This is a genomic window from Plantactinospora sonchi, from assembly GCF_036422035.1.
Classification (GTDB): domain Bacteria; phylum Actinomycetota; class Actinomycetes; order Mycobacteriales; family Micromonosporaceae; genus Plantactinospora; species Plantactinospora sonchi.
The window spans coordinates 180998-203660 of sequence record NZ_JAZGQK010000002.1 but is presented as its reverse complement, the minus strand read 5'-3'; the positions used below and the strand labels follow the sequence as shown (position 1 = coordinate 203660).

Annotated in this window: 21 protein-coding genes; 11 read left to right on the top strand and 10 right to left on the bottom strand. The window is 72.5% G+C overall.

All coding sequences use genetic code 11. The annotated features are described in order from the left end of the window. From V1633_RS03140 to V1633_RS03125, 4 genes are read right to left on the bottom strand one after another with little or no spacing between them, the layout of a single operon-like run. Positions 1-1293 (bottom strand): ABC transporter substrate-binding protein, encoded by a 1293-nt coding sequence (locus V1633_RS03140; protein WP_331212593.1) that lies wholly within the window; start codon positions 1291-1293, stop codon positions 1-3. Positions 1294-1332: 39 nt separating this feature from the next. Further along, positions 1333-2214, bottom strand: coding sequence for a carbohydrate ABC transporter permease (locus V1633_RS03135; RefSeq protein ID WP_331212592.1), 882 nt, complete (start codon positions 2212-2214; stop codon positions 1333-1335). Next, complete coding sequence (locus tag V1633_RS03130) at positions 2214-3149, bottom strand: carbohydrate ABC transporter permease (protein ID WP_331212591.1); 936 nt, start codon at positions 3147-3149, stop codon at positions 2214-2216. The genes V1633_RS03135 and V1633_RS03130 overlap by 1 nt, the downstream gene beginning before the upstream one ends. Further along, the gene (locus tag V1633_RS03125; RefSeq protein WP_331212590.1) at positions 3149-4297 is read right to left on the bottom strand and encodes a LacI family DNA-binding transcriptional regulator; all 1149 of its coding nucleotides are present in this window, start codon (positions 4295-4297) and stop codon (positions 3149-3151) included. Before V1633_RS03125 ends, V1633_RS03130 begins: the two co-directional genes overlap by 1 nt. A gap of 177 nt (positions 4298-4474) precedes the next feature. Between V1633_RS03125 and V1633_RS03120 the strand changes: the two genes are divergently transcribed. The 3 genes from V1633_RS03120 to V1633_RS03110 all read left to right on the top strand — a co-directional run bounded on the left by V1633_RS03120 (position 4475) and on the right by V1633_RS03110 (position 6723). Further along, positions 4475-4984: a mycothiol transferase gene (locus V1633_RS03120; protein ID WP_331212589.1), complete on the top strand. Its 510-nt coding sequence runs from the start codon at positions 4475-4477 to the stop codon at positions 4982-4984. A gap of 124 nt (positions 4985-5108) precedes the next feature. Further along, positions 5109-5483: a YciI family protein gene (locus V1633_RS03115; RefSeq protein ID WP_331212588.1), complete on the top strand. Its 375-nt coding sequence runs from the start codon at positions 5109-5111 to the stop codon at positions 5481-5483. After that, positions 5464-6723 carry an RNA polymerase sigma factor gene (locus V1633_RS03110; protein WP_331212587.1) on the top strand — a complete coding sequence of 420 codons (1260 nt, stop codon included), beginning with the start codon at positions 5464-5466 and terminating at the stop codon, positions 6721-6723. Before V1633_RS03115 ends, V1633_RS03110 begins: the two co-directional genes overlap by 20 nt. A 20-nt stretch (positions 6724-6743) precedes the next feature. On the opposite strand, the gene V1633_RS03105 is transcribed toward V1633_RS03110, so the two are convergent. Together V1633_RS03105 and V1633_RS03100 are read right to left on the bottom strand one after the other, a co-directional pair. Continuing rightward, positions 6744-7154, bottom strand: a complete 411-nt coding sequence (locus tag V1633_RS03105) for a YccF domain-containing protein (RefSeq protein WP_331212586.1) — start codon at positions 7152-7154, stop codon at positions 6744-6746. Between the two features lie 22 nt (positions 7155-7176). Beyond that, positions 7177-8085 carry a ribokinase gene (locus V1633_RS03100; RefSeq protein WP_331212662.1) on the bottom strand — a complete coding sequence of 303 codons (909 nt, stop codon included), beginning with the start codon at positions 8083-8085 and terminating at the stop codon, positions 7177-7179. 113 nt (positions 8086-8198) lie between these two features. Here V1633_RS03100 and V1633_RS03095 point away from each other — a divergent pair, with 113 nt between their 5' ends. Continuing rightward, positions 8199-9182: an LLM class flavin-dependent oxidoreductase gene (locus tag V1633_RS03095; RefSeq protein ID WP_331212585.1), complete on the top strand. Its 984-nt coding sequence runs from the start codon at positions 8199-8201 to the stop codon at positions 9180-9182. A gap of 75 nt (positions 9183-9257) precedes the next feature. Here V1633_RS03095 and V1633_RS03090 read toward each other — a convergent pair whose 3' ends face one another. Beyond that, positions 9258-10055, bottom strand: coding sequence for an ABC transporter ATP-binding protein (locus V1633_RS03090; RefSeq protein WP_331212661.1), 798 nt, complete (start codon positions 10053-10055; stop codon positions 9258-9260). Positions 10056-10207: 152 nt separating this feature from the next. Here V1633_RS03090 and V1633_RS03085 point away from each other — a divergent pair, with 152 nt between their 5' ends. Further along, positions 10208-11236 carry an ABC transporter ATP-binding protein gene (locus tag V1633_RS03085; RefSeq protein WP_331212584.1) on the top strand — a complete coding sequence of 343 codons (1029 nt, stop codon included), beginning with the start codon at positions 10208-10210 and terminating at the stop codon, positions 11234-11236. After that, complete coding sequence (locus V1633_RS03080) at positions 11233-12219, top strand: ABC transporter permease subunit (protein WP_331212583.1); 987 nt, start codon at positions 11233-11235, stop codon at positions 12217-12219. The genes V1633_RS03085 and V1633_RS03080 overlap by 4 nt, the downstream gene beginning before the upstream one ends. A 63-nt stretch (positions 12220-12282) precedes the next feature. On the opposite strand, the gene V1633_RS03075 is transcribed toward V1633_RS03080, so the two are convergent. Together V1633_RS03075 and V1633_RS03070 are read right to left on the bottom strand one after the other, a co-directional pair. Further along, positions 12283-13872, bottom strand: coding sequence for a golvesin C-terminal-like domain-containing protein (locus V1633_RS03075; protein ID WP_331212582.1), 1590 nt, complete (start codon positions 13870-13872; stop codon positions 12283-12285). Positions 13873-14096: 224 nt separating this feature from the next. Next, entirely contained in the window at positions 14097-15272 is a 1176-nt protein-coding gene (locus tag V1633_RS03070) for an ROK family transcriptional regulator (protein WP_331212581.1), read from the bottom strand. Positions 15273-15455: 183 nt separating this feature from the next. Between V1633_RS03070 and V1633_RS03065 the strand changes: the two genes are divergently transcribed. Beyond that, positions 15456-17015 carry a glycoside hydrolase family 3 N-terminal domain-containing protein gene (locus tag V1633_RS03065; RefSeq protein WP_407951954.1) on the top strand — a complete coding sequence of 520 codons (1560 nt, stop codon included), beginning with the start codon at positions 15456-15458 and terminating at the stop codon, positions 17013-17015. 286 nt (positions 17016-17301) lie between these two features. On the opposite strand, the gene V1633_RS03060 is transcribed toward V1633_RS03065, so the two are convergent. After that, a complete protein-coding gene (locus V1633_RS03060; RefSeq protein WP_331212579.1) occupies positions 17302-17973 on the bottom strand; it encodes a GNAT family N-acetyltransferase in 672 nt (223 codons plus the stop codon). A 468-nt stretch (positions 17974-18441) separates the two neighbouring features. On the opposite strand from V1633_RS03060, the gene V1633_RS03055 reads away from it, so the two are divergent. The 4 genes from V1633_RS03055 (at position 18442) to V1633_RS03040 (ending at position 22553) form a co-directional block, all read left to right on the top strand. Beyond that, entirely contained in the window at positions 18442-21066 is a 2625-nt protein-coding gene (locus V1633_RS03055) for a nitrate- and nitrite sensing domain-containing protein (RefSeq protein WP_331212578.1), read from the top strand. Positions 21067-21138: 72 nt separating this feature from the next. Continuing rightward, positions 21139-21558 (top strand): roadblock/LC7 domain-containing protein, encoded by a 420-nt coding sequence (locus tag V1633_RS03050; RefSeq protein WP_331212577.1) that lies wholly within the window; start codon positions 21139-21141, stop codon positions 21556-21558. 7 nt (positions 21559-21565) lie between these two features. Beyond that, complete coding sequence (locus V1633_RS03045; RefSeq protein WP_331212576.1) at positions 21566-21952, top strand: DUF742 domain-containing protein; 387 nt, start codon at positions 21566-21568, stop codon at positions 21950-21952. After that, on the top strand, positions 21933-22553 hold the full coding sequence (locus V1633_RS03040) for a GTP-binding protein (protein WP_331212575.1): 621 nt from the start codon (positions 21933-21935) through the stop codon (positions 22551-22553). Before V1633_RS03045 ends, V1633_RS03040 begins: the two co-directional genes overlap by 20 nt. Positions 22554-22663 lie beyond the last annotated feature (110 nt).

Sequence of the window (22663 nt, the reverse complement as noted above, 5' to 3'; positions counted from 1 at the left end):
TTACCTCAGGACCTGCTTCCCACCGTCGACCAGCTGCGTGGCGAGCTGGTCGAGCGTGATCTTGTTTGCGAAGTACTGCTGCAGCGCCGGGGTGGCGTACTTGGTCTTCCACTCCGGGTAGCCGTCGACCATCTGGAACGGTGCCGCCGTCAGGTCCCTGGCGCTGTCCGCGGCGACGTCCCAGCCCTGCTTGCCGCTGGTCGCCCTGACCAGTTCCTCGTTCGCCTGCCTACCGGTTGGCACCAGCCAGTCGCCCTTCGCCAACTGCGCCATGTTGGTCGGGTTGAGGAAGAACTCCAGGAACTGGGCCGCCTCCTTCGGGTGCGCCGAGTCGGCCGAGACCGACAGCGTCTGCGGGTTGGCGGCCTGGTTGGCGGAGAGCCCCCTGACCGGTGGCAGCGTCACCCACTCGAAGTCCTTCGGCGCCTGCTCCACCATCTGCTGGCGCAGCGAGACCGAGCCGGGGATCATCGCGTACTTGCCGGCGAAGAAGCCCGGCAGGGTGTCGGCGCCGCTCATCCCCAACGCCTCCGGCGCGGCGGACTTCGCGGTGTAGAGCATGCCGTGGATCCGCTTCGGGACCTCCGTCTCCGGGGCCCCGATCCGGACCTCGGTCTTCCCGCCGTCGGTGTAGAAGTACTTGCCGTCGAAGTTCAGCGCCAGGTTCAGCACCCGGTTCGTCGGTGACTTCAGTGCCCAGGCGACGCCGTACCGGCCCGGCTGGGTCAGCTTCTGCGCGTTGGTCTGGAACTCGTCCCAGGTCCAGCCGCCGTCGGCCGGCGGCACCGTGATCCCGGCACCGTCGAGCAGCTTCTTGTTCGCGATGACCACCTGCGACTCCAGCAGGAACGGCACGCCGGTGACCTTGCCGTCGAAGGTCGCGGTGTCCCAGACGCCCTTGTCGATCTGGCCCTTGAAGTCGTCGGAGAGCAGCCCGGAGAGGTCGGCCAGGTAGCCCTGCTTGCTGAACTCGCCGATCGAGGCCGCCTCGTAGTGCACGATGTCCGGGGCGTCGCCGCCCTCGAACGAGGTCAGCAACTGGTCGTGTACGGAGTTCCAGTCGCCCTGGACGTACTCGACCTGGATGTCCGGGTGCTCGGCGTTCCACTTGGCGACCAGGTCCTTGTTGGCCTGCAGCGACTCCTTCTGCCAGGCCAGGCTGAGGAACCGCAGTTTGACCGGGCCGGAGCTCTCGTCGTCACCGCCGCTGCCGCAGCCGGCGAGCGTGCCGAGGCCCACGACCCCGGCGAGTGCGACGGCGAGGACCCGCCGCCGGGTGAGGCTATGAAGCATGGGGGCATACCTCCTGGTGGGTGGGTGGTGGTGGGGTGCTCATCCCTTCACCGCCCCGGCGAGCGACCCGGAGGCCAGCCGGCGCTGCATGAAGGCGAAGAAGACCAGGCTCGGCAGGGTGGCGAGCAGGGAACCCGCGGCGAGCGGGCCGAGCCGGGCGGTGCCCTCGATGCCGACGAACCGGGCCAGCGCGACCGGCAGGGTCGCCAGTTCCGGCGTTTTGATCAGCACCAGGGCGAAGAAGAACTCGTTCCAGGCGGAGATGAAGGCGAACAGCGCGGTCGCGACCAGGCCCGGCGTCAGCAGCGGGAAGATCACCCGGCGCAGCGTCTGCAACCGGCTGGCACCGTCGACCGAGGCGGCCTCCTCCAGTTCGCGGGGGATGTTCCGGACGAAGCCCTGGAGCATCCAGAGCGCGAACGGCAGTGCCCACACGACGTAGATCAGCACCAGCCCGGCGTGCGTGTTGGCCAGCCCGACCTGCCGCAGCACCAGGAAGATCGGGATGATCAGCAGGACGAACGGGAAGAGCTGGGAGAGCAGCACCCAGCCGAGGGCGACGGTGCCGAGCCGGGTCCGGAACCGGGCCAGGGCGTACGACGCCGGGGTCGCGATCAGCACCGTGATCGCCGCCGAGGCGAGCGAGACCTGGAGGCTGTTCCAGGCCGCCCGGCCGAGTTCCTGCTCGGTGAAGGCCTGCACGAAGTTGGCCAGCGTCGGGTGGTCCGGGATCAGCGTCGGGTGCAGTTTGACCAGTTCGCGCGGCGGCTTGAACGAGGTGGAGAGCAGCCACACCAGCGGGAAGGCCAGGAAGACCAGGTATCCGGTCAGCGCCAGGTACTGCAGTCCCCGGCCGACCCGGTTGCGGCGCTTCCGGTTCCGCCTCGATGCCGCCCCGGTCAGGGTGGGGTTGGCCGTCATCAGTTCGCCTCCCTGAGTCGGCGGCGCAGGTAGACCGCGAGCAGTGCCACGACGATCACCACCATCACGTTGCCGAGGGCGGCGGCGTAGCCGTAGTTGCCGTACCGGAACGCCTCCTCGTAGGCGAAGAGCATCGGCAGCATCGTCTTGCCGCCCGGTCCGCCGGCGGTGAGCACGTAGACCAGGCCGAACGAGTTGAAGTTCCAGATGAAGTCCAGCGAGGTGATCGCGACGATCACCGGCATCAACGAGGGCAGCGTGACGCCGCGGAACCGCTGCCAGGCGTTGGCGCCGTCCATCTCGGCCGCCTCGTGCAGCTCGCGCGGCACCCCCTGCAACCCCGCCAGGAGTACGACGGTGGTCTGCGGCATCCCGGCCCAGACCCCGACGATGATCACCGCTGGCAGTGCGGTGCTGAAGTCGCCGAGCCAGGTGGTCCGGAGCGCGTCCGCGCCGATCCGGTGCAGGAACTCGTTGAGCAGCCCGGCGTCGGGGTGGTAGACGAGCCGCCAGAGGATGCCGACCACCACCGGCGGCATCGCCCAGGGGACCACGGCCAGCACCCGGGCCACCCCACGGAACCGCAACCGCTGGTTGAGCAGCAGGGCCAGCCCGAGGGCGAGCAGGAACTGCAGCACGGTGACCGAGAAGGCCCAGAGCAGGCCGATCCGGAACGAACTCCAGAACAGCCCGTCGTGCAGCAGTTCCCGGTAGTTGGCCAGGCCGGTGAAGCTGATCTCGACGTTCCGTCCGGCGCGGGCGTCGGTGAAACCGAGGTAGATGCCGCGCAGCAGCGGGAAGACGGAGAGGATGAGGACCGGCAGCAGCGACGGGAGCAGCAGCAGGTAGACGGTCGTACGGTCGGAGCGCCCGCGCCGGGACGCGCGCCGCCCGCCGGTCTGGTCGACCTCCGGTCGCTCGGTCAGGGTGGTCATCAGATCACCTCCGTCGGCGCCGTGACGGGTTCCGTGCCGGCGGCCCGGGCGAGCCCGGCGGTCCGGCCCGGTGCCGGTACCGGGTCGCCCGGCTGGCTCGGTGCGGCCGGCCGTGGAGTTCCGCCCGGGGTGCTGGAGGCGCGGACCACCAGACTCGGCGCGACGTGTGCGCGTCGGGGCGGGAGGTCGGGCTCGGCGATCCGCTCCAGCAGCAGTTCGGCCGCCCGGCGTCCCCGGTCCGCGGAGCCGAGCGAGACGCTGGAGAGCTGCGGAAAGGCCATCTGGGCCAGTTCGGTGTCGTCCATCCCGACCAGTGCCACGTCCTGCGGCACCCGCCGGTCCTCGCTGAGCAGTGCGTGCAGCGCGCCGACCGCGATCAGGTCGTTGGCGCAGAGCAGCGCGTCGGGTTCGGCCCGGGCGAGCAGCCGGGTGGCGGCGGCGCGGCCGGCGGCGTACTGGAAGTCGCCGACCTCGATCAGGTTCTCGTCGACGGTGATGCCGTGGCTGGCCAGTGCGGCGCGGAACCCGGCGTCCCGGACCGCGCCCGGGACGGTGTCGAGTGGACCGTTCAGGAAGCCGATCCGCCGTCGGCCGGCGGCGAGCAGGTGGTCGACGGCGAGTCCGACACCGGCCCGGGAGTCGGTACGGACGTTGTCGACCGGCGCGTCGTCGGGCAGTTGGCCGACCACCACCACCGGCACCGGGCTGACCACCATCGCCTCCAGGTGGTGGTCGGTGATCCGGATCGGCGAAACGATCATGCCGTCCACGTACCGGTGGGCCAGTCGCCGTAGCAGCGAGATCTCGCCCGCGACGTCGCCACCGGTGGCGTGCACCAGCAGTTGTCGGCCGCTGGCCGCGACCACGGCCTCGACGGCCCGCATCATCGCCACGTAGACCGGGTTGCCGATGTCCGCGACCGCGAGGGCGACCAGACCGGTGCGCTGCGACTGCAACGACCGGGCGATCGCGTTCGGCACGTAGCCGACCTCGGCCGCGGCCTCGCGGACCTTGCGGACGGTCTCCGGGCTGCCGCCGACCCCGTTGAGCACGCGCGAGGCGGAGGCGATCGAGACGCCGGCCCGGGCGGCCACCGTGTGGACGGTCGGCCGGCCGTCGGCGGTGGGCTGTAAACGTTTACGACCCATGCACCGAACCTCCACCCCTGACTTGTAAACGTTTCCAGGGAGTCTGCTCCCAGGTCAGCGAGGCGTCAAGACCTCGTTACGAAAATGTTTCTCCGCAGTTCAGCCGGCATTACCCGGGCCTGCGCACAGTGCGGCACGTACGGGACGAGCCGGTTCGACGGCTCCGATACTGGCGGGATGACAATGCCGTTTCCCGAACCCACCATCCCGGCGGCCGGGCGCACCGAGGTGTTCCTGCGCTACCTCGACTACTTCCGGGAGACCGTGGCGACCAAGGTCTCCGCCCTCCCCGACGCCGAACTGCGCCGCAGTCGACTCTCCTCCGGATGGACGCCGCTGGAACTGGTCAAACACCTGCGGCACGTCGAGCTCCGCTGGATCGAGTGGGGTTTCCAGGGCCGGGACGTCGGCGACCCGTGGGCCGACCGCCGCGACGACCGCTGGTACGTGGCACCGGAGGAGACCCGGGAGAGTCTGCTCGACGCACTGCGCACCCAGGGCGCGCACACCCGCTCGGTGGTGGAGGCCAACCACCTGTCCACCCGGGGCGCTCCCGGCCCCCGCTGGGACGGGGCGCAACCGCCACCGCTGGAACGCGTGCTCTTCCACCTGCTCCAGGAGTACGCCCGCCACCTGGGGCATCTCGACGTGGTGACCGAACTGGCCGGCGGCCCGGTCGGCGAGTGACCGGCGGGACACGACGCCGGAGAAAATTCCGGCCGGGACGTGTCGATCCGAGCCGCCCTCGTTCGTACAGAGGGTGAGAGGCCGCCGGTGCGGTGCCGGCGGCCGACGACCGAAGGAGCCTGCTGTGCCGCAGTACCTGCTCAGCATCTACCAGGGCGACGGCGACCCGCCGGGACCGGAGATCCTGGACCCGATCATGGAACGGCTGGCGGTCCTGAACCAGGAGATGAAGGCCGCCGGGGCCTGGGTGTTCAGCGGCGGGCTGCATCCGCCGAGCACCGCGACGGTGCTCCGGATGGACAACGGCGACGTGCTGATGACCGACGGCCCGTACGCGGAGGGCAAGGAACACCTCGGCGGTTTCACCGTCGTCCGGGCGCCCGACCTGGACGCGGCGCTGGTGTGGGGGCGCCGACTCGCGGAGGCGATCGGCCTGCTGCCGATCGAGGTACGGCCGCTGGCCGACGAGGCCGACAGCTGTGACCCGGCCGCGACCTGACACCTCCGTCGACGAGGTCGAACGGGTGTTCCGCGCGGAGTACGGCCGCGCGGTCGCCGTCCTGGTCCGCGTCCTCGGTGACATCACGGTGGCCGAGGACGCGGTCCAGGACGCGTTCGTCACCGCGCTACGGCAGTGGCCGGAGAACGGCGCACCGCCGAGCCCGGCCGGCTGGATCATCACCACCGCCCGGAACCGGGCGATCGACCGGCTCCGCCGGGAGGCGGCCCGGAACCGGGCGACCGACCGGCTCCACCGGGAGAACCTCCGGTCCGCCCCGCCGCACGCCGCCGAACCGCCGCCCGCCGAGGAGGATCCCGTGCGCGACGACCGACTCCGCCTGATCTTCACCTGCTGCCATCCCGCGCTCTCCCCCGCCGCCCAGGTGGCGCTGACCCTGCGTCTGCTCGGCGGCCTCAGCACCGCGCAGATCGCGCACGCCTTCCTGGTACCCGAGTCGACCATGGCCCAACGGCTGGTCCGGGCCAAAGGCAAGATCCAGGCGGCGCGCATCCCGTACCGGGTTCCGGCCGAGGCGGAACTGCCGGACCGGCTCCGGACGGTGCTGGCCGTCGTCTACCTCATCTTCAACGAGGGCTACACGGCGACCTCCGGTGACCGGCTGGCCCGCGAGGACCTCGGCGCCGAGGCGATCCGGCTCGGTCGGCTGCTCGCCGAACTGATGCCGGACGAGCCCGAGGTGCTCGGGCTGCTCGCGCTGATGCTGCTGGTCGAGGCACGCCGGCCGAGCCGGACCGACCCGCACGGCGCCCTGGTGCGACTGGCCGACCAGGACCGTCGGCGCTGGAACCGGCAACTGGTCGCCGAGGGGCACCGGATCGTCCGACAGTGCCTGCGCCGGGACCGGCCCGGGCCGTACCAGCTGCAGGCGGCGATCCAGGCGGTGCACACCGACGCGCGGACCGCCGCCGACACGGACTGGGCGCAGATCGTACGGCTCTACGACCACCTGCTGGCACTCGTCCCCGGCCCGGTGGTGGCGCTCAACCGTGCGGTGGCGGTCGCCGAGGTAGACGGACCGGGTCCGGCGCTCGCCCTGGTCGACGGGCTCGCGCTCGACAGGTACCACCTGTTCCACGCCGTCCGGGCCGACCTGCTCCGCCGCCTCGGCCGCACCGCCGAGGCCGCGCGGGCGTACGACACCGCCGCCGACCTGACCGGCAACACCGTCGAGCGGGACTTCCTCCGGCGCGGCCGAGCCGCCCTGGCCGACGGCTGAGACGCCGCCGACCGGCACGCTCAGACCGTGGTCGTGCCCGGCCGCCGCAGGTCGTCGACCTCCACCACCTCCCGGCCGAGCGGCCAGAACGCCGCCGGCACCAGCTTGAAGTTCGCGATGCCGAAGGGGATCCCGATGATGGTCAGGCAGAGCGTCGCACCGGCGACGATGTGGGCCAGGGCGAGCCACCAGCCGGCCAGGACCACCCAGAGCACGTTCGCCAGCCCCGAGCCGAGGCCGGCGCCGGGCTTGGCCACCAGGGTCCGTCCGAACGGCCAGAGCGAGTAGTACGCCAGCCGCAGCGCGGCGACCCCGAACGGGATGGTCACCACCAGCACGAAACAGATCAGCGCCGCGATGCCGTACCCGATCGCGAGCGCGATGCCGCTGCCGAAGATCAGCCAGAGGAGATTGAGGACGAATCGCACCATGCCCCCATGGTGCGCCCCGGGATCAAGCGGTCGGCGGGCCGCCGCCCGCACCGGGCCTCTTCGGTGGTACGTAGAGTTCGTCGATCTCCGACCGGAGCGGCAACGCCACCGAGGCACCGAGCTTGCGGGCGCAGGCGGCGCCGGCCGCGGCCGCCCAGTGCACCGCGTCGACCAGGTCCCGCCCCTCGCCCCAGGCGACCGCCAGGGCGCCGGTGAACGCGTCCCCGGCGGCGGTGGAGTCGACGAGGTCGACCTTGACCGCCGGTACGTGCATCCTGATGCCGTCCCGCTCGCCGTACCAGGCGCCGTGCCGGCCCAGGGTCAGCACCGCGCGCGGTACGACGTCGAGCAGCGACTCCGGGTTCTCCCGGCCCTGCCCGGTGATCGCCCGCGCCTCCGCCTCGTTGACCACCAGCAGGTCCACCAGGTCGAGCAGTTCGGTCGGGACCGGCTGCGGCGGGGCCGCGTTGAGCAGCACCCTGGTCCCGCCCTCCCGGGCGGCCCGGGCCGCCTCGGTCACCGTGCCGACCGGGATCTCCAACTGCGCGACCAGGACGTCCGCCTCCCGGACCGCGGTCAGTTCACCGTCGCTCAGCCCGACAAGGGCCGAGTTGGCGGCCGGGGTCACCACGATGGTGTTCTCCCCGTCGGCGTCCACCGTGATGACCGCCACACCCGAGGCGCCGTACACCACCCGGACCCGTTCGGTGTCGACCCCGGCGGCGGCGATCCGGGCCTTCAGCGTCACCCCGAACGAGTCGGAGCCGATGGCCCCGAGCAGCGCCCCGTCGCCGCCCGCCCGGCTGGCCGCGATCGCCTGGTTGGCGCCCTTTCCTCCGGCGACCATCACGAAGTCGCTGCCGAAGACGGTCTCCCCAGGCTTCGGCAGGACCCCGGTCGTCACCACCAGGTCCATGTTGGCGCTGCCCATGACCACCACCCGTGGCCGTTGCCGTTCCACCGACACCTCCCGATCCGGCGAATGATCGAGTCTAGAGCGGGCCGCTGCCGGCCCCGTCTGGCAGGCTGCACCATATGGGTCAGATGCCGATCGGGGTCATGTACCGCTGCGACACGCCGCCGGAGCAACTGCCGGCGTACGCCCGGCTGGTGGAACGGCTGGGGTACGACGAGCTGTGGGTGGTGGAGGACTGCTTCTTCGGCGGCGCGATCTCCACCGCCGCCGTGGCCGCGGCGGCGACCGAGAACCTGAGGATCGGCATCGGCATCCTGCCGGCGGCGTTCCGCAACCCGGCGCTGGCCGCGATGGAGCTGGCCAACCTCGCCCGCCTCTTCCCGGGCCGGATCCTGCCCGGTTTCGGGCACGGCATGCCGGACTGGGTACGCCAGGTCGGCGCCGACCATCCGTCCCCGCTGGCGGTGCTCGGCGAGACCGTGTCGGCGGTACGCGCGCTGCTCGCCGGCGAGACCGTCTCCGTGGCCGGCCGGCACGCCCACCTCGCCCAGGTGGCCCTGGAGTTTCCGCCCGATTCGCCGCCTCCGATCGCGACCGGGGTCCGCAACGCCCACTCGCTGCGGCTCTCCGGGCGGGTGGCGGACGGCACCATCCTGGCCGAGTGTGCCAGTCCTGACTACGTACGCTGGGCCCGGCGCCTGATCGACGAGGGGCGCCGGGAGGCCGGCCGGACCGACGACCACCGGCTCACCGTCTACGCCCACCTGGACTTCGACGACGGCCGGGCCAGTGCCCGCGGCGAGATCGCCGCCCGGTTCGTCGACGGCGGGCCGCTCTCCCCGGCCGATGTCGAGCTGGTGGAGGAGTTCACCGCGCTGCTGGCCGCGTCGCCCGGCGTCGCCGCGCTCGCCGAGGCACTGCCGGAACACTGGCTGGAGCGGTTCGCCGCGGCCGGCAGCGCGGAGCAGTGCGCGGCGGCGGTGGCCCGGCTCCGGGACGCCAGCGCGGACGCGGTGGTCTTCATCCCGCCCCGGGACGCCGCGTTGGCGGTCGCCCAGATCACCCTGGCGGCGGAGTCGCTGCTCCCGATGCTGCGCGCCGCGACGGTGTAAGGAAGGGCCCCTTCTTATCGTTTTCTGTTGTAGAAGGGCCCCTTCCTAACCGGCTGAGCCGGGGCGGTCAGGCGGTCAGGCGGCCCGGGCGGCGAACCGGTCCCCGGCCCGGTCGACGACGAGCGGCAGACCGAAGGTCTTCGACAGGTACTCCCCGGTGATCGTCTCCGCGACCGGCCCCTGCGCCACGACGCCGCCCTCGCGGAGCAGCAGCGCGTGGGTGAAGCCCGGCGGGATCTCCTCCACGTGGTGGGTGACCAGCACCATCGCCGGAGCCTCGTCGTCGTGGGCCAGCTCGGCCAGCCGGGCGACCAGGTCCTCCCGACCGCCCAGGTCCAGTCCGGCCGCCGGCTCGTCGAGCAGCAGCAGCTCCGGGTCGGTCATCAGGGCGCGGGCGATCTGCGTCCGCTTCCGCTCCCCCTCGGACAGGGTCCCGTACGTGCGCTCGGCCAGGCCGGCCACACCGAGCTGGTCGAGCAGCGCGACGGCACGCGCCTCGTCCATCGCGTCGTACTGCTCGCGCCAGCGACCCACCACCGACCAGGCCGCGGTCAGCACCACGTCCCGGACCCGCTCCTCGGCGGGGATCCGCTCGGCCAGCGCCGCCGTGGTCACCCCGATCCGGGTACGCAGTTCCGCCAGGTCGGTACGGCCGATCCGCTCACCGAGCGCGTGCACCACCCCGGTCGTCGGGTGCAGCCGGCCGGACGCCAGGTTCAGCAGTGTCGTCTTGCCCGCGCCGTTCGGGCCGAGTACGACCCAGCGTTCGTCGGCCGTCACCCGCCAGGTCACGTCCTTCAGCAGCGGGTTGCCGGAGCGTTGCACCCCGACCCGGTGAAGGTCGATCACCACGTCCGGGCTCAGCGGTGACACGTCGGCACCGGCGGTCTGGCCACCGTTGGAGAGGGAAACGGGCTCTTCACGCACCCTGCCATCCAACCACGCACCACGGTGCCCCCCACGGGCGCCGTCCGGACCTTAGGGTGGGACGCCGTGTCCGACGTCACGGCGTACGGAGGTGTGCGGTGTCAGCGGTGATCGAGATCGCCGGTTTACGCAAGTCGTTCACGAGCCTGCGCCACGGTCGACGGATCGCCCTCGACGGCTTCGACATGCTGGTGGAGGCCGGTCAGGTGCACGGCTTCCTGGGGCCGAACGGTTCCGGCAAGACCACCACGCTCCGGACCCTGCTCGGTCTGGTCCGGCCGGACTTCGGCCGGATGGCCCTGTTCGGCGAGCCGACCCCGCAGCGACTGCCGGCGGTGGCCCCCCGGTTCGGGGCCATTGTGGAGAGTCCCCAGTTCTTCGGCAACTTCACCGGCTGGCGCACCCTGTACCTGCTGGCCGTCGCCGGTGGCGTGCCGAGGAACCGGGTCGACGAGGTGCTGGAGCAGGTCGGGTTACGCGACCGGGGCGACGAGCGGGTCAGGACGTACTCGCTCGGCATGCGACAGCGACTGGCGGTGGCCTCCGCCCTGCTGAAGGGGCCGGAGCTGCTGATCCTCGACGAGCCGGCCAACGGCCTGGACCCGGCCGGCATCCGGGAGATGCGTGACCTGATGCGCGACCTCGCCGCCGCCGGGGTGACCGTGCTGGTCTCCAGCCACATCCTGGCCGAGATCGAGCAGATCTGTGACCATGTGACGATCATCTCGCAGGGCCGCCGGGTGGCCGCCGGCCCGGTCGAAGAGGTGCTCGCCGGCTTCGACCACGGCGAGTTCCGGGTCCGGGTCGCCGACCAGGACCGGGCCGTCGAGGTCCTGACGGCGGCCGGCCTGACCGTCAGCAGGCTTCCCGACCAGCTGGTCGTTGGCGGGGTGGAGGACCCGGCCCGGCTCAGCCAGCTCCTCGGCGAGCAGGACCTCTGGGTACGCGAGCTGACCCCGCTCACCCCCGACCTGGAGAGCGCCTTCCTGGAGCTGACCGGTACCCGGCCCGTACCCGGCGTGCCGCGCCAGGTCGACGAGTCGACGCTGCCCGGGCCCACCGGGGACGATCCGCTCGCGGTCACCGTCACCGCCGACGACCAGACAGACGAAGGAGCGCACCGGTGAACCTGGTCCGGGCCGAGATCGGCCGACTCGCCGCGCGCCGGTTCGTCCAGCTGATGCTGGTGCTGCTGGTCACCGCGTTCACCGTCACCCTCACCGCCACCCTGGCCAGCTCACGCCAGCCCAGTGTGGAGGAGGTGCAGCAGGCCGAGGTGCTGGCCGAGGAGCGGCGCCAGGAGGCGCAGGTCTGGTACGACCAGTGTGTCGGCGCCGGCAGGCCCGGTGCGGCCGTACGCGAGGACCACTGCAAGGGTCTCGACCCGGCCCTGATCGACGCGTCGGACCACCTCCCCGGGGTCTTCGTCTTCGACCGTCAGATCACCGATCTGCTGTACTTCCTCATCGCGTTCCTCTGTCTCTTCGGCTTCCTGGTCGGCGCCTCCTACATCGGCGCGGACCTCACCTCGGGCGGGATGACCAACCTGCTGCTGTGGCGGCCACAACGGCTGCTGGTGCTCGGCAGCAAACTCGGCACCCTGCTCGGCGCGGTACTCGGGCTCTCGCTGGTCGCCTCCACTGTCTACCTCGGCGCCTTCCGGCTGGTCGGGCAGGTACGCGGCATGCCCGGCACGCCGAACGCCGCGTTCTGGGCCGACCTGCTCCTCCTGCTCACCCGGGGTCTGCTGCTGGTGCTGATGGTGACCGTGCTCGGCTTCGCCATTGCCACCCTGGGCCGGCACACCTCGGCGGCGCTCGGCGTCGCGGCCGCGTACGTCGTGGTGTGGGAGGGCGGGCTGCGGATCGTGTTGCACATCATCGGCGCGGCGCGGCCGGACGACCTGATGTTGAGCACCTACCTGTTCGCCTGGGTCACCGGCAAAGTGCGTCTCTACCGGGCCACCGACTGCCACATGCTGCCGGGGCAGGAGTCCTGCGACCCGTTCTACACCATCGGGTGGCCGACCGGGCTGGCCGTACTGCTGCTCCTCGTGGTGGCGGTGGCCGGCGCCGCGTTCGCCAACTTCCGGCGTCGCGACCTGGCCTGAGGTGTGAGGAAGGGCCCCTTGTACCACCGAAAACGATAGGAAGGGGCCCTTCCTTGCACCTGGTCAGACGCGGCTGATCCGGATCGCGTCGGCGATCACCAGGCCGGTGCCGCCGGTCCAGCGGCTCACTCCCACCTTGTTGCCGTCGCCGGCGGCCAGGGTGAAGGTGCCGAGGTTGCGCCACCCGCCACCGCCGGACCGCTGGTCGACGTAGACGGTCTGGTTACCGCTCGGGGTGACGATGATGTAGGGCGCCGAGCTGTTGTAGCCCGGGTCGTCCGGGTACCACGCCTCGACCCGGTAGCTCGCGGTGGTCGGGATGTTCGCCCGGTACCAGGCCGGGTCGCTCGCCTCGACCGGGTCGGCGAACCGGTAGTCGGCGCCGTGCCGCTGCGAGGAGTACGTGGACGTACCCCAGTTGGCGCTGGCGGTGAACGCCCCCGAGGTGGTGTTGTCCACCGTGACCGACCAGCTCGGCGGCGGGGTCGATCCGGTGACCAGCTGCATGTAGTAGGTCCAGTTCCAGTTCGGTCCCGGGTCGGTGTGGGTGGCGCCCGGCACCTGGTTGTGCCCGATGATCCGGCTGCGGTCCTTCGGGATGCCGTACCGGTCGCAGAGGTGCCGGGTCAGCGCGGCCGAGGAGCGGTACATCGCGTCGGTGAACCAGGAGGGCTGGTTGACGTACCCCTCGTGCTCGATGCCGATCGACTGGGTGTTGTACGTCCAGTTGCCGGCGTGGTACCCGATGTCCTTCTCCCGGACCGACTGGGTCACCGCGCCGTCGGAGGAGCGGATCGTGTAGTGCGCGCTCACGTTGGACGCCGGGTTCTGGAACCAGCTGATGGTGCCGGCGTACGAGCCCTGGGTCACGTGGATCACCACGTAGTTGATCGGGTACGCCGACTCCCGGCTGGAGACGGTGTAGTTCTCCGCGTGCGCCGGTGCCCAGGCGGCGGGGCCGTAGTCGGTGCTCATCACGCCGACGCCGTCGCCGCTGCCCGCACCGAGCGGGGCGACGGCGGCCAGGGCACCCCGCTCCGGGGCGACCTTGCGGGGCGCGACCCGGACCGGTCCACCGCTGGTGGTCGCGTCGAACCCGGTGCCGAGCAGGTCGAAGACGGTGTCCGCGTAGAGCCGGGCGACGGTCGGGGTGCTGGCTCCGCCGTACCGGACGACCGTGGCGTACCAGTGGTCGAGGTCGGCGCGCTGAGTGGCGGTCAGCCCGGCCTGGTCGGCGTACGACCGCAGCACGGCGGCCGCTCCGGTGACGTTGGCGGCGGTGTCGGTGCGCAGGGTCGTCGGGTCGAGCCCGGTCAGCCGGGCCGCCTCGTCCAGGGTGCGGACCTTCGGGTTGCTGGCCAGGTGCATGACGCCGTACCCGTTGGAGGCGCTGGGCGCCCCGGCGTGGCCGTCCAGGTGCGTCTCGGCGTAGCCGACCGCCACCAGCAGGTCACGGGGTACGCCGTACCGGGCCGCCGCCCGGTCGAAGGCGGTCGCCAGTGGGCCGGCGGCGGCGGGTGTGTCGGTGCTGGCGAGGCTGTCGGTCGCCGGGGCGGCGCTGACTGACGGGCTGGTCAGGCCGATGGCGAGGGAGACGATCAGTGTGGCGCCGAGCAGCTGGCTCAGGCGCGGCTGGGGGTACCGAACGGTCACCGTCACTCCTCCCGAGTGATGACGCCCTGGGGGTGGGGGCGCCGGTTGGCCGTACGGTATAGCCTCACAATCTTCTATGTCGAGAGATTGCAACGCACTCACGATTGGTGAAAACTATCTACATGCCGTGCCGACGTGGATCCACCCGTACGGCAGTGTTGACCTGCGCCGACGTCACCGGGAGGCAGGTCGCGGCGGTCCGGCGGCCGGCGGCGGGACGACGGTCAGCCGACGGTGGAGCCGAACACCTCGTCCCGGACCGCGTCGAGCGCGACCCGCAACGCGCCGCGCAGCACCGGCTCCTCGGTCAGCTCGGTCGGCACCACCCTCGGCGTGACCAGCGTGATGGCGGCGACCTCGTGCTGCACCCGTTCGGCCAGCGCGGTGCCGCCGGCCTGACCCACCTCGCCGGCCAGCACCACCAGCGGCGGGTCGAGCACCACGCAACTGCTGGCCACCCCGAGCGCGAGGCGGCGGGCCACCTCGTCGAGCACCGGGCCGCCGGCGGTGCCCGCCGCGATCGCGGCCCGCAGCGCGTCCGCCCCCGAAGCGGCGCGGAAGCCGTGCTCCCGGGCCACCGAGCGGACCGCGTCCGAGCCGGCCAGCTGTCCGAAGGCCGGCTTCGCCCGGCGGGCGGCGTCCCGGGGAATGGGTACGCCGGGCACCGGCAGGTAGCCGATCTCACCGGCCGCGCCGGTACTGCCGTGGTGCAGTCGCCCGTTCAGCACGATGGCCAGACCGATGCCGACCCCGAGCCAGACGAGCACGAAGTCGTCGACCCCCCGGGCCGCGCCGGACTCCGCCTCGGCGACCGCGGCCAGGTTGACGTCGTTCTCGAAGTGCACCGGGGTGTGCAGGTCCTCGCGGAGCGCGGCCAGCAGGCCGCGGTGCCAGCGGGGCAGGTTGAACGCGAAGGTGATGTCCCCGGTGCCCGGGTCGACCAGGCCGGGGGTGCCGAGCACCACCCGACGTACCGTGCCGAGTTCCGCCTGCGCCTCGGTCGCCGCCCGCACCACGGCGTTGTGCACGACGCCGACCGGGTCGTCGGTGTCCCGGGTGGACTGTTCCACCCGGGCCCGCACCTCACCGGTGATGTCGGCGCACGCGGCCACCACCCGGTCCGGCCCCACGTCCACCCCGACCACGTGCGCGGTGCCCGGCCGTACGGCGTAGAGCTGCGCGTTCGGACCCCGCCCGCCGGCCTGTTCGCCGACCCGGGCGACCAGTCCCCGCTCCTCCAGCCGTTCCACCAGCTGGGAGGCGGTGACCTTGGACAGCCCCGTCAACTCACCCAGCTGGGCGCGGGTGAGCGGACCCCTCGTGAGCAGCAGCTCCAGCGCCGCACGGTCGTTGAGCGCGCGGAGCAGGCGGGGGGTTCCGGGCAACCGGGTGCTGGCCATACGGTGTCCTCTTACTTTAAGAAACTTTCTTAATCAACAGGCTAACCTTCGGGTGAGTAGACGTAGCGTAATGGGCCGACGATCCCACGGCGGTAAGCCGATCCGGTGCCACTCGGCCCCGGGACGGCTCTCCCCGGTGCGACACTCGGCCTCGGAGAAGGGACCAAAGGGGGAACCGTGCCCATCGATCCAGCACTCCGCCGACTCGCGCTGCGGACCCTGCTCGCCGCCTTCCCCGGCACCACCCCGCCGGGCTGGGCACTCGACCTGGTCGGCGAGGGCCTCGCCGGCCACACCCTCTTCGGTCGGAACGTCGACCACCCCGACCAGGTCGCGGCCGCCACCGCCGCGCTGCGCGACGCCCGGCCCGACGTACTGGTCGCGATCGACGAGGAGGGCGGTGACGTCACGCGGCTGGCGCACGCCACCGGCAGCCCGTACCCCGGCAACGCCGCGCTCGGCGTGGTCGACGACCCGACGCTGACCCGGCGGGTCTACCACTCGATCGGCACCGAACTCCGGGCCGTCGGCGTCACCGTCAACCTCGCCCCCACCGTGGACGTCAACACTGCCGACGACAACCCGATCATCGGTACCCGGTCCTTCGGCGCCGATCCCGGCCGGGTCGCCGCACACGCCGGCGCGGCGGTCGCGGGCCTGCAGGCGGCCGGAGTGGCCGCCTGCGCCAAGCACTTCCCCGGCCACGGCGCCACGGTCGCCGACTCCCATCTGGAACTGCCGACCGTGGACGTCCCGGTCGACGTGCTGCGGAAACGCGACCTGCCGCCGTTCGCGGCGGTGGTCGCCGCGGACGCCAAGGTGATCATGACCGCGCACATCCGGGTACCCGTGCTCACCGGCGACGCTCCGGCCACCTTCAGCCGGGCCGTCCTGGTCGACCTGCTCCGCACCGAGTACGGCTTCACCGGTGCCGTGCTCACCGACGCGCTGGAGATGAAGGGCGCGGCCGTCGCCGCCGGCGGAATCGGGCCGGCCGCCGTGCACGCGCTCGCTGCCGGCGCCGACCTGCTCTGCATCGGCGCCAAGGTCGACGCGGCACTGGTCGAGGAGGTGGCCGCCGAGATCGTGGCCGCGCTGCGCGACGGCCGACTCGCGGTGGGCCGGGTCGAGCAGGCCGCCGAACGGGCCGCCACGCTCGCCGCCTGGACCCGGACCGCCGCGCTCGCCGCGGCCCTGCCGGTCGACGCCACCCCGCCGGCCGAGACCACCGTCCCGGTCTCTGCCACCGTCCCACCCGGCCAGGCCACCTCGTCGATCCCGGTCGCACCGCGCCGGGCCGCCGCCCCGGTACCGGACGAGCTCGGCTACGCCGCCGCGCGCCGCGCCGTACGGGTCGAAGGAGCCCTGACCGGGCTCGACAGGCCGCTCGTGGTGCAACTCCTCTCCGCCGCCACCCTCGCCGAGGGTCGGGTCCCGTGGGGACTCGGACCACACCTGAACGGCACCGAGCAGCTCCGGGTGGTGGTCGCCGAGGCCGATGCCGCGGCCCTGCGCGCACAGGCCGGTGACCGACCGATCGTGCTGGTCGGCCGACGTCTGCACCAACTGCCGGGCGGTCCGGCTCTTGTCGAGTCACTGGCCGGCGCGCACCCGGTCACGGTCGTCGAGATGGGCTGGCCGTCGACCTGGCGGCCGGCCGGGGTACGGGCCTTCGTCACCACGTACGGCGCCAGCCACGCCAACGGCCGGGCCGCCGCCGAGGTACTCGGCCTCACCGGCTGAATCCCGGTCAAGTCGACCGAACGGGCAGTTCGCACCATGCTCCCGCACGCTTGTAAGCAACAACAACGCTACGTAGCGTTACCGGCAGGATGCGGGTGCCACGTCGTGGCCCGCCATCGTCTCGGTACGAGACCTCGGCCTGGGAGAGGACGCGGGGGGGGGGGCCCCCCCGGGCCCCCCCCCCCCGGGGGGGGCGCGGCCGCGGGCCGTGCCCCCGCCGGGCCCCCGCCCCGCGGGAGGTCACCTCCGGCGACCGGCGGCTCGGCGCGTCGTCGGCGCGCCCGGTTCAGGACCCGTCCTTCTCGGCGAGCCCGTAGACCGACCAGCCCCGGTCGGAAAAGCCGGCGGCCTCGGCGACCCGCGCCGAGCCGAGGTTGTCGGTGGCGTGCAGGTAGGTCGGTACCGCCCCCTCGTCCAGTACCCGCCGGGCGGCCTGGGCCACCAGCCGCCGGGCCAGCCCCCGCCCCCGGTACGCCGGCTCGGTGCCGACGGCCAGCTCGTGGCCGTGCCCGTCGTGGCGCTTCACCCCGACCCCGGCGGCGTACCCGCCGTCCTCGGCCCGGGCGATGAGCACCTCCCCGCCGAAGGGCCGCAGCCAGGCCGGCAACACCGGGTCGTCGGCCGCCACCCACTCGCCGCAGTCGGCGGTCGGCGCGGGCGCCAGCGTGTAGCGGAACACCGCCCGGTAGCCCGTCCAGCCGGGCAGGTCGAGCACGTCGGGCAACCGGGACAGCAGTTCCGTCATCGACGGCCGACCCAGCGCCCGGACGGCGGCGGCGCGATCCGGAGGTACGGAGAGCACAACCCCGGTGGCGGTGCCGACCCCGATCACCGGGTACGTCGCGCCGTCCCAGCCCGGCTGGGTACGTCGTTCGGAACCGACCACGTCCACCGGTTGTCCGGCTGGCCACTGTCCCAGCCAGGTCACCAGATGGTGGTGCAGGCGCCGGTCGAGCATCCGTCCATCACCCCTCCCCCGGAGCGCGGCCGGCGGCCCGGCGCCGGGACGCGCGCCTGCGGTGTCGGCCGGCCGACACCGGTCAGCCTATCCAGACCGGCACGACGCGGACGGGCACCGCGGTGGCCCGACCCCGACCGATCGGCACGAGCGGCGGAACACCGGTGCCGCTCGGACGATTCTCCTCATTGGACTTGGACGACCCCACGGTGAACCGGAGGGGTGAAATGAATTCCCATTTTTCACTGAGCCGCAGGCCAGCCCGCCCCCGGTGGGGCAATCCGGTGATCTCCGCGCAAACCAGGGTTGAGGCGGACACCGGGCGCTGCTAGCGTGCGCCGGGAACTCAATGATCGTGGATGCGCTCGGCCGGGGCCCATCGTCGTGCCGCACGCCACCGCACCCCACGACACAGCCATGGCCGCCGATTCGCCGGTGAGCCGTTTTCGACCGGCACGGGACGGTGTAATGAGCCTTCGCTCTTCGCGCCTGCGTACCAAGGTAGTCGCCCTGCTGGTCACGCTGACCGGGCTCTGGGCGTTCGGCGCGTGGGTCACCCTTCGGGACGGGCTGAACCTGCTGTGGGTGCAGACCCTCGAGGCCCGGGTCTACGCGCCGACGGAGCCCCTGATCCTGCACCTCCAGGAGGAGCGCCGACTCACCCTCGCCCACCTGGGCAGCCCGGAGCCGTCCGCACCCGACCGGCTGGCCGAGGCACGCCGCGCGGTCGACGCGGACCTGGCGCACTTCCGGGAGCGGGCACAGAGCTGGTGGGCCGAGTTGGCGGCCCGACCGGAGTTGGAGCGGCGGGTCGCCGAGTCACTCACCACACTGGACGCCCTGGCCGGCAGCCGGGCCGCGGTCGACAACCGGAGTGTGGACCGGGCGACCGCGGTGCAGACCTACAACACCAACATCGAGACGATCTACCGGATCTACGGCTCGCTGGGCAACCTCGACGCCGGCGACATCGACCGGCGGGTGGAGAACCTGATCCGGTTCAGCAACGCCCGTGAGCTGGCGTCCCAGACGGACGCGATCCTCACCGGGGCGTACGCCGCCGACCGGCTCACCGCCGCCGAGCACGCCCGGGTCGTCCAGCTGATCGGCATGCGCCGGATGTTGGCCGACAGCGCGATGGCCGAACTGCCCCGGGCCGACCAGGACCGGTACCGCCAGGCGGTGGCCCAGGGGCCGACCGCCCAACTGCACGCGACCGAGGACCGTATCGTCTCCGGGGGGCGCCCCGGCGGCCGTCCCGCCGTCCCGGCGGAACAGTGGCGGGCCACCATCGATCCGGCCCTGGCCGACCTGCAACGCCTGCAGATCGCCGGTGGCGACGAGGTGGTCCGGGCGGCGACCCCGGGCGCGATCGGGACCATCGTCCGGATGCTGATCGCGGCCGTCCTCGGTCTGATCGCCGTGATCATCTCGGTGAACACCGCCCGGTCGCTGGTACGGCAGCTCGAACAGCTCCGTCTCGCGGCGCTGCGACTCGCCAACGACCGGCTGCCCGACCTGGTGGCCCGACTCGGGCACGGCGAGTCGGTGGACGTCGACGCGGAGGCACCGCCGATCGCGGCCGGGAAGGACGAGATCGGGCAGGTGGCGCAGGCGTTCAACGTCGCCCAGGCCACCGCGATCCGGACCGCCGTGGAGCAGGCCGAGCTGCGCCGCAGCGTACGGGACATCTTCCTCAGCCTGGCCCGGCGTACCCAGGCACTGCTGCACCGACAGCTCACCCTGCTCGACTCGATGGAGCGCCGGGAGAACGACCCGGACGAGCTTGAGGACCTGTTCCGGGTCGACCACCTGGCCACCCGGATGCGGCGCAACGCGGAGAACCTCATCGTGCTCTCCGGTGCCACCCCGGGCCGGGCCTGGCGGCGTAACGTGCCCATGATCGACGTACTGCGCGGCGCGGCCGCCGAGGTCGAGGACTACACCCGGGTGACGGTGCTCCCCGCCGGCCCGGTCGAACTCGCCGGGCGGGCGGTCGGTGACGTGATCCACCTGCTGGCCGAGCTGATCGAGAACGCCCTGTCGTTCTCGCCACCACACACCGCGGTCCAGGTCAGCGGCCAACTGGTCGCGAACGGCTACGCCGTGGAGATCGAGGACCGTGGGCTCGGCATGAGCGCCGAGGACCGGGCCGCCGCCAACGACCGGATCGCCAGCGAGTACGAGTTCAGCCTCGCCGGCGCGGCCCAACTCGGCCTGTACGTCGTCAGCCGGCTCAGCGAGCGGCACGGGGTGAAGGTCCGGCTAAAGGAGTCGCCGTACGGCGGCACCACCGCCGTGGTGCTCATTCCGCTGAGCCTGGTCAGCGACCGGCCCGGCGAGGGGGCCGGTGAGGTGTCCGGCGAAGCCCTGTCGAGCCGGCAGCTCGTCGGTGGCGCCGGTACCGTCCGCGCCCTCGGCGGCCCCGAGCCGGCCGGGACGGTGAGCCCGGCCGGAGTGCCCGGCGGCGGCACCGCCCCGGGGTCCGGCGGAGGGGTCCGGCGGCCGATCGGACCGGGCGGCCAGGACCGGGCGGCGGCGGACGGACCGGAGACGCCGGGCCTGTGGCGGGAGCCGACGCGGATTCCCCGACAGGAACGGCGGCACGTCCCGGAGCAGGACCCGGGCCGGTATCCGGACCACGACCTGGGCACACCCGACGCGGGAGGACCGGCCCGCCGCCCGGCGAACCCACCGGGTGGCTCGACCACCCCGCCGACGGGCGGCCCCACCCTGTCCACCGGCACGACCTCGGTCCGGTCGTCCGCCGCCGACCTCGCGGCGCCCCGCCCCGCCGTCGTCCCGCCGCCCGTCGGTACCGAGCCGCCCGGCCGGCCGGAGTCGACGGCCCGGTCGGGGGACCAGACGGACGCCAGCCTGACCCCGTCCGGGCTGCCCATCCGGGTACGCCAGGCGAACCTCGCTCCGGCGCTTCGGCACAGCGAACAGCAGGCCGAGCCGGAGCCGGCGGAGGACGAGGAACCGCGCTCTCCCGAGGAGATCCGCCGGATGATGAGCTCCTACCAGTCGGGCACCCGACGCGGGCGCACCGACGCGGCCCGTCCGCCGGACGACGGAGCCCCTCCGCACTGATTCCACCCGGAGCCGACCCACCCGGGTGGCGGGGACAGCGATACAACCGGTAAAGAGAGGGACAGTCAACCCGTGCACAAGACAGCGTCGAACCTCGACCTGACCTGGTTGCTCGACGACCTGGTCGGCCGGGTCAAACAGGCCCAGCACGCGATCCTGCTCTCCGTCGACGGCCTGCTGATGGCCTCGTCGCGGGGATTCGAACGGGACGACGCCGAACACCTGGCCGCGGTGGCGTCCGGCGTACAGAGTCTGGCCCGGGGTGCCGGCAAGCGGTTCGGTGGCGGTCCGGTGCAGCAGACCATCATCGAGTGGCGCTCGGCGTTCCTGTTCGTCACCGCCGCCGGACACGGTGCCTGTCTGGCCGTACTGGCCGAGGAGGACGCCGACGTCGGCCTGATCGCGTACGAGATGGCGATGCTGGTGACCCGGGCCGGCAAGTACCTCGCCTCGACCAGCCGGTCGGCCGAGCAACCGGCCGACCGACCATGACAGCCACATGACCGCCCCGGAGGATCCTCCCGAGGTGCACTGGGTCGACGAACAGGCCGGCCCGGTGGTGCGGCCGTACGCGGTGACCCGGGGCAGAGCCCGGCCGGTGACCGGCAGGTTCGACCTGATCTCCCAGGTGACCGCGGTACGCCGGGTCACCGGCCGGGACATCGGGCTCGGTCCGGAACACCTGGCGATCGTGACGCTCTGCCAGCGGCGGCTCTCGGTCGCCGAGGTCGCCGCGCATCTGGATCTACCGCTCGGCACCGTCCGGGTGCTCCTCGGCGACCTGCTCGAACGGCACATCGTCCGGGTCGTCGAGCCACGACCGACGCCGGTCCTGACCGACGACCGCATCTTTGAACAGGTGATAAATGGGCTACGCGCACTCTGACCGGCAGGACGGGCCCGGGGTGTCCGACGAGGCGGTACCGACCGCGGTCAAGATCTTGATCGCGGGCGGGTTCGGGGCCGGCAAGACGACGTTGGTCGGCGCGGTCAGCGAGACCCGGCCGCTGCGGACCGAGGAGGTCCTCACCGAGGAGGGGGTCAGCGTCGACGACCTTTCCGGGGTCGAGGCAAAGAACACCACGACCGTGGCGATGGACTTCGGCCGGATCACCATCAACGAGAACCTGGTGCTGTACCTGTTCGGCACCCCCGGGCAGGACCGGTTCTGGTTCGTCTGGGACGAACTGTCACTGGGCGCGATCGGCGCGGTGGTACTCGCCGACACCCGACGGCTGGCCGACTGTTTTCCGTCCGTCGACTACTTCGAGAAGCACGGCACACCGTTCATCGTCGCGGTGAACTGTTTCGAGGGGGCCCGCCGGTACCAGCTCGACGAGGTCAAGCAGGCGCTGAGCCTGGATCCGGGCGTACCGGTGCTGCTCTGCGACGCCCGGGAGCGCGAGTCCGGCAAGGATGTGCTGATCGCGGTCCTCCAACACGCGATGCGCAGTCACCGGACCACCCGGCGGACCTCCGTCGGCTGACGCCGGCCCGGGGGGCCCCCCCCCGGGGGGGGGGGGCCCGGGCCCCCCCCGGGGTGACGGGGCTTAAGACGATCCCCCCCCGGGGCGCGGGGGGGGGGGGCGGCCCCGCC

Bases quoted from the DNA above. Each gene is read 5' to 3' on its own strand.
- V1633_RS03140 (WP_331212593.1), bottom strand. From the start codon at position 1,293: ATGCTTCATAGCCTCACCCGGCGGCGGGTCCTCGCCGTCGCACTCGCC.
- V1633_RS03135 (WP_331212592.1), bottom strand. From the start codon at position 2,214: ATGACGGCCAACCCCACCCTGACCGGGGCGGCATCGAGGCGGAACCGG.
- V1633_RS03130 (WP_331212591.1), bottom strand. From the start codon at position 3,149: ATGACCACCCTGACCGAGCGACCGGAGGTCGACCAGACCGGCGGGCGG.
- V1633_RS03125 (WP_331212590.1), bottom strand. From the start codon at position 4,297: ATGGGTCGTAAACGTTTACAGCCCACCGCCGACGGCCGGCCGACCGTC.
- V1633_RS03120 (WP_331212589.1), top strand. From the start codon at position 4,475: ATGACAATGCCGTTTCCCGAACCCACCATCCCGGCGGCCGGGCGCACC.
- V1633_RS03105 (WP_331212586.1), bottom strand. From the start codon at position 7,154: ATGGTGCGATTCGTCCTCAATCTCCTCTGGCTGATCTTCGGCAGCGGC.
- V1633_RS03100 (WP_331212662.1), bottom strand. From the start codon at position 8,085: ATGGGCAGCGCCAACATGGACCTGGTGGTGACGACCGGGGTCCTGCCG.
- V1633_RS03095 (WP_331212585.1), top strand. From the start codon at position 8,199: ATGCCGATCGGGGTCATGTACCGCTGCGACACGCCGCCGGAGCAACTG.
- V1633_RS03070 (WP_331212581.1), bottom strand. From the start codon at position 15,272: ATGGCCAGCACCCGGTTGCCCGGAACCCCCCGCCTGCTCCGCGCGCTC.
- V1633_RS03060 (WP_331212579.1), bottom strand. From the start codon at position 17,973: ATGCTCGACCGGCGCCTGCACCACCATCTGGTGACCTGGCTGGGACAG.
- V1633_RS03055 (WP_331212578.1), top strand. From the start codon at position 18,442: ATGAGCCTTCGCTCTTCGCGCCTGCGTACCAAGGTAGTCGCCCTGCTG.
- V1633_RS03045 (WP_331212576.1), top strand. From the start codon at position 21,566: ATGACCGCCCCGGAGGATCCTCCCGAGGTGCACTGGGTCGACGAACAG.
- V1633_RS03040 (WP_331212575.1), top strand. From the start codon at position 21,933: ATGGGCTACGCGCACTCTGACCGGCAGGACGGGCCCGGGGTGTCCGAC.